This is a genomic window from Priestia flexa NBRC 15715, from assembly GCF_001591565.1.
Taxonomy (GTDB): domain Bacteria; phylum Bacillota; class Bacilli; order Bacillales; family Bacillaceae_H; genus Priestia; species Priestia flexa.
Map to the genome: position 1 here is coordinate 1 of NZ_BCVD01000239.1, position 1,262 is coordinate 1,262.

The following is a 1,262-nucleotide window of genomic DNA, read 5'->3' on the forward strand; positions in this document are numbered from 1 at the left end:
TGTTTTTGAGACAGGAATCAAAACACCTTTTAAACAACCCGTTTTCTGTATTGTACAGGAGACTGGTTGTTTAATTTTGTTTGAATACGGGCATGGTTATAATACGTAATATAGCTTTTGACGGTTTGCTCTATGATGGTAGTCGTAGTGTATGTCAACTCGTCAAGGTAGAACGTTTCAGACTTTAGTGAGGAATGAAACGATTCAATTGAGGCATTATCTGCAGGCGTCCCTTTTCGGGACATACTCATGATAATGCCTTTCTCTTTAATTGTTTGTTGATAAGCATACGATGTGTACACAGAGCCTTGATCACTATGCAACGTGCACCCTTCCGGTAGAGAAGGGAGTTGGTTAAGCGTGTCTAAAACAAACGCGACATTTTGACAATCACCAATGGAATACGCAATAATTTCTCCGTTAAATAAATCTTGAATACTTGAAAGATACAATGGTTTCGGCCCAAAAGGCAAGTACGTAATATCGGTCACAAGCTTTTGAAGAGGGCGTTCAGCTCGAAAGTCACGATTTAATATATTCTCTGCAACCTGATAAGGTTGCCCTGTTCGCTGCCGTTTCTTCCGTTTAACGCGACATTGCCAACCGTATTTCTGCATGGTACGCTGCACAAACTTGTGGTTAATCTTCATGGTTCGCTTGAGTACAGCTGTGATCTTCCGATAGCCATATCGAAACTTGTGTGCACGACATTGTTCACCCACTTGCTGTTCCATCCATTTCTTTCGTGTATCCTGTTGACTATGCTGCTTCCAACGGTAGTAAGTGGACCGAGGAATACCAAGATGGAAACAGATTTGATAAATAGGGATTTGTTCTTTTAACTCTTCCACTAGGTTCACTGCGATTTCTGGTACCACTTCCTTTCCAATTCCTTGTACTTTTTTAAAATCTCGATTTGTTGCTTTAATTGTCGGTTCTCAGTCTTTAACTTAGCTGTCTCGTTTTCAAAATCAGGACCTTTTCCATAGGCATATTGCTTGCCTACTGGCTGTTCCAACCGGTGTACATCCCCATTTTGATACCACTTCATCCATGTTTTTAATTGGGTAGGATTCCGAATGTTTAGTTGTGATAAGACTTCTTTTACAGGTACACCGGCTAACCTCATTTCAATCGCTTTTAACTTTATTTCGACTGGATAACTGACTCTTGTTCCCATAGAAAAAACACCTCCAAGTGATTGTTAGGTACTACATACCCAGTTTTCAACTTAAAGGTGTTTTTTATTTGTCTCACTTTAT

At 39.9% G+C, this 1,262-nt stretch carries 1 protein-coding gene; it reads right to left on the reverse strand.

From position 1 onward, the window contains the following. Window positions 1-29 precede the first annotated feature (29 nt). A protein-coding gene (locus BFL01S_RS19635) for an IS3 family transposase (RefSeq protein WP_144594449.1) occupies window positions 30-1,180 on the reverse strand; the annotation gives its coding sequence in 2 pieces (ribosomal slippage) (window positions 30-907 and window positions 907-1,180; 1,152 coding nt in all). Between the last annotated feature and the right edge of the window lie 82 nt (window positions 1,181-1,262).